This is a genomic window from Microbacterium sp. (genome assembly GCF_030149085.1).
In the GTDB taxonomy this organism is placed as follows: Bacteria; Actinomycetota; Actinomycetes; order Actinomycetales; family Microbacteriaceae; genus Microbacterium.
The window spans coordinates 1-4393 of the sequence record NZ_JASBSF010000250.1 but is presented as its reverse complement, the minus strand read 5'-3'; the positions used below and the strand labels follow the sequence as shown (position 1 = coordinate 4393).

The 4393-nt window shown below is 69.1% G+C and carries 4 protein-coding genes; all 4 read right to left on the bottom strand.

Features of this window, described 5'->3' with window-relative positions:
* Positions 1 to 242 precede the first annotated feature (242 nt).
* Positions 243 to 740, bottom strand: coding sequence for a hypothetical protein (locus tag Q1V87_RS10155; protein ID WP_300592227.1), 498 nt, complete (start codon positions 738 to 740; stop codon positions 243 to 245).
* Positions 737 to 2440, bottom strand: coding sequence for a protein kinase (locus tag Q1V87_RS10150; RefSeq protein ID WP_300592225.1), 1704 nt, complete (start codon positions 2438 to 2440; stop codon positions 737 to 739). Before Q1V87_RS10150 ends, Q1V87_RS10155 begins: the two co-directional genes overlap by 4 nt.
* A 5-nt stretch (positions 2441 to 2445) precedes the next feature.
* Complete coding sequence (gene pstB / locus Q1V87_RS10145; RefSeq protein ID WP_300592229.1) at positions 2446 to 3219, bottom strand: phosphate ABC transporter ATP-binding protein PstB; 774 nt, start codon at positions 3217 to 3219, stop codon at positions 2446 to 2448.
* Positions 3220 to 3542: 323 nt separating this feature from the next.
* The coding region (locus Q1V87_RS10140) for a sortase (protein ID WP_300592223.1) at positions 3543 to 4393 on the bottom strand (851 nt) is incomplete at its 5' end.

The window sequence follows — 4393 nt, the reverse complement described above, 5'->3', positions numbered from 1 at the left end:
CTGATTGGGACGTGGCCACGAAAATCAGCCTACAAGCCGACTGACCCGTCACGAACGGCAACCCTTCAGTAAATGAACTCGTTTATAATAGCCCGAGCGCGTCGTTGTCCAGAATCATCAAGAGCCGCGCGCACGACCGGCCGGCGCCATCACGTCGGCGGGACTCCCCACAAGTGATGAAACCGGCCGCCACGATGGCGGCCGTGTTTCGTCTTGAGGCCGGGCGCAAAGGCCCGGCACGGTCACCGGCGCTTCGTGCCCCCGAGTACGAGCGCCCAGACCACGTCATGGATCGTGTCGTAAAGCTCGGGCACGCGCTCGGGTCCATGCATGCTGACGGTGCGCCGCACGAGCTCGGCAATCGCCCCGATCGCCGCGACGATCAGATCGTCGGTCGGTTCGTCGAGCGACGGATCCTCCTCGCGCGCGCGCCGTGCGAGCTCGCGGTAGAAGTCGATGAAACCCTCGAAGCGCTCGTCACGCAGCTCGCGCACCTTGCCTCCGGCCGCCAGCGCCTCGATCGTGAAGATTCTCGTGAAGGTCGGCCGCGCGGCCAGCGAGTCCACGTATGCCCGCAGCGAGAACTCGAGTCCCTCGCGCGGCGTGAGAGCGAGCGCAGCGCGTCGCACGGCGACGCGGCCGATGTACTCCGAACTGGACGGTGCGACGACCTCGACGCGCTGCGGCAGTTCCGAGGGCTCATCGGCCAGATCGAGGGGTTGGGGCATCCGAATGCTCATGGCGTATCTCCCGTCGGTGTCGGGGAAGGCTGTGCCGGGGTGGGCGTCGGTGTTGCAGTGCTGCGGGGTTGCGTGCGCAGCGCGACCTCGGTTCCCACCGCGATGACGACGCCGGATGCCGGCCGGGTGGTCACGATGACGGCATCCGGTGCCGCGTCGCCGCTGGAGACCGAGAAGCCCGCAGCCTCGAGGCGACTGCTCCCAGCCGTCACATCAAGTCCGGCAACGTCGGGGACGGCGTTGTAGCCGCTGGCGACGGTGACCGCCACCGACGTGCCGGGCTCGACCACCTCACCCGCCGCTGGGTCGTGTCGCAGCACCGTCTCGGCCGCCCACGGCGAGTCAACACGCGTCACCTCGCCGAGCGTCAGTCCCACGGCACGCAGCGCCCCCTCAGCGTCGACGAGAAAGCCCGACAGCTGCGGCACCGACACGGCCTGAACCGTGGCTGACGGCGACGGCTGCGGGGCGACCGGTCCGGGCACGAGAATCGGGTCGACGGTCGGTGTCGCCTGGGTCGTCGGCACCGGCTCGGCTTCGGGAGGAGCACTCGTCGCGCCCGCGAGACCTGCCCACACGCCAGCGGTCGCCACGACGACGATCGCCCCGATGACCGCGAGAAAACCCGGCGACGTGCTGGGCCGCTCTGGAGCGAACGGCTCGGGCGGCGGCGCTGGCACGCCGTACCCACCGCGGGCGGGTGAGAGCACGCGGGTCACACTCGTGCGTTCCGGCGCCTCAAGTGCGGGGCTTATCGGGTGCTCGGATGCCTCGGCCGAGGCATCCGTGCCGGGGAGCGCGGGTTCGAGGGTGAGGAGCGCTCCCTCGACCGCTTCGCGGAACTGCGTCGCGTCTCGAAAACGGCGCGCCGGGGTCTTGGTGAGAGCGTGGGTGATGATCCGATCGAATGGTCGGGCGGCCGGCACGAGCACGGAGGGCGCCGGCGGCGGGGCCGTCACGTGCGCTTCGAGCACCTCCGCGCTCGTGCGACGCGGGAACGGGGGCCGGCCCGTCAGCGCGAAGTAGAGGACCGCTCCCACCTGGTAGAGATCGCTCGGGGTCCTCACGGGAAGGCCGCGGGCCTGTTCGGGCGACATGTAGTTGGCGTTGCCGATGATTCCGCCGCCCTCCGCGGCGGCCAGCAACACGTCGGAACCGACGGTCGTGCGACCGGATGCGTCGGCAAGCCCGAAGTCCAGGAGCCGCACCGACCCCGGGTCGACCGGGCCGTCGCTGGCGGGGAACACCAGGTTCTGCGGAGAGATGTCGCGGTGCACGAGACCGGCAGCGTGTGCCACCGCCAGACCTGACAGAATCCCCTCCGCCAAGGCTGCGGTCTGGGCCGTGCTCAACGGTCCGGACTGGAGCACATGCTCACGCAGGGTGGGACCTGCCACGAGGTCCATCGCGATCCACGGCATCAGAACCCCGGCAGCGTCATGCAGGCCCGCCCCGCGCACCGTGACGAGGTTGTCGTGATGCAGCCCCGCAGCGCGCTCGGCTTCGCGCAGGAACGCCGCCCGTTGCGCGTGGTCGGCGCACAGATGTGGATGCAGCATCTTCAGCGCCACCCACTCGGGTTCGCCTGCTGCGGCCTGCAGGTCGTGCGCGGCGTACACGGATGCCGATCCGCCCACCCCGAGCAGCTCGCCGAGCGCGTAGCGCCCGCCGATCAACTCTCCCGAGGTGTGCCCGCCCATCGCTCTTACCCGAAGCGGCCGTTCACGTAGTCGTAGGTGCGCTCGTCCTGGGGCTCCGAGAACATGGCTTCGGTGTCGCCGTATTCGACGATCTGGCCGGGGGTGCCCTGCGAGGCGAGGAAGAACGCGCACTGCTGCGAGACACGCTGGGCCTGCTGCATGTTGTGGGTGACGATGACGATCGTCACCTCTTTCTGCAGCTCCATCATGGTCTCTTCGATCACGCGGGTGGAGGTGGGGTCCAGGGCCGAGCACGGCTCGTCCATGAGGAGTACCTTGGGGGTGACCGCGAGCGACCGCGCGATGCACAGGCGCTGCTGCTGGCCACCCGACAGGCCGCCGCCCGGTTGACGCAGTCGGTCTTTGACCTCGCGCCAGAGGCCCGCGGCGGTCAGTGACCGCTCGACGATCTCGTCCTTCTGGTCGCGGTGCACGCGCACGCCGGTGAGCTTCAGGCCCGACACGACGTTGTCGTAGATCGACATCGCCGGGAACGGGTTGGGCTTTTGGAACACCATCCCGATGTGCTTGCGCGCATCCTGCAGCTTCTTGTTCCGGTCGTAGATGTCGTCGCCGTCCAGACGCACCTCTCCGGCGAGGGATGCCGAGGGCACGAGCTCGTGCATCCGGTTGAGGATGCGCAGGAACGTCGACTTGCCGCATCCGGACGGGCCGATCAGCGCCGTCACCTGACCGGCGGGCATCGTGAGCGAGACCCGCTCGAGCACCTTGTGGGTGCCGAACCAGGCCGAGATCTGGTCGGCTTCGAGGGTCGACAGCGGGCGCTGCTCCCGCGGCACGGCAAGCGCCTCGGCGATCTCGGTGTCGGCGTCAGCGACGGTCTCGGGCGCGGGCTCGGGAAGAGGCGGCGCAGTGCGGGCCTCGCCCGGCGCGATGACGGCGGTCGCGGTGTCGTCGGGTGAGGTGCCGTTCATGGATGCGGCATCCGTCGTGATCGCGTCATGAATCGGCATCCGCGCGGCCGTCAGTTCGGCGGATTCGGCGAGGGACGAATGCACCTCGGTGATGTCGTCGGGGGCGGTCGGCTCAGTCGTCATAGTCATCTTTCGTCAGGTCGGATGCCGGGACTCGGGTGTCCCGGCTAGAGCAGGTTCGGCAGGGCGTTCATCACGATGTCGGCGGTGACCACGCCGAGCGCGACGAGCACGGGAACCCCGACGAGCCAGGCGTGCCAGCGGCCCCAGCGGGTCCACAGCCACCACATGCCGATTCCGGCGGCGGCGAAGAACACGAACGCGAAGAAGGCGGCATACCAAGCAGTGGGGTCCTGTCCCATGGCACGCTCGGCGGGAGGCAGCGCCGCGTAGCCCATGACCCGGCTCGGGTTCTGCTGCGTCTTCGACATCAGTTCGGCGTCGACATGCAGCACGCCTGAGGGGAAGAGAGCTAGTCCGTCAGCGGTCTGCAGCTCGAGGCGGCCCTTGTTGGCGGCCAGGTCCGGCGGCATCGGGTCGCCCGCGCGTCGCAGACCGAACACCCGATACGTATTGACGCCCTGGCCGGTCGTGATGGTGATCTCGTCGCCGGGTGCGAGCCGGTACAGCTGCGAGAACGGTCCGCCGTAGGTGGTCTGGCGGCCGAGAATGACCGAGAGCCCTGCCTGGCCGGGCATGACGCTGTCGCGGCGGTGCCCGACACCCGAGCGCAGCACTTCACCCGAGGAGCCTTCGAGCACGACTTCGCTCAGACCTATCGAGGGGGCTTCCAACAGCGCGACCGGGGTTCCGAGCTCGACCATCGCGTCTTCGCTCACCAGTTGCCCGACGGGGGTCTCGGCCTTGGCGAGTGAGGTACGCAACTCGTCGTAGCCGATCGTCTGGGCGCGGTAGTGCTGAAATGCCGAGAACGCGGCGACGTGCGCGACGAACGCCAGCAGCAGCAGGGATGCCGTGAGGATCATCGCTCCGGCCCACCACCGTCCGTCGCGCGGGG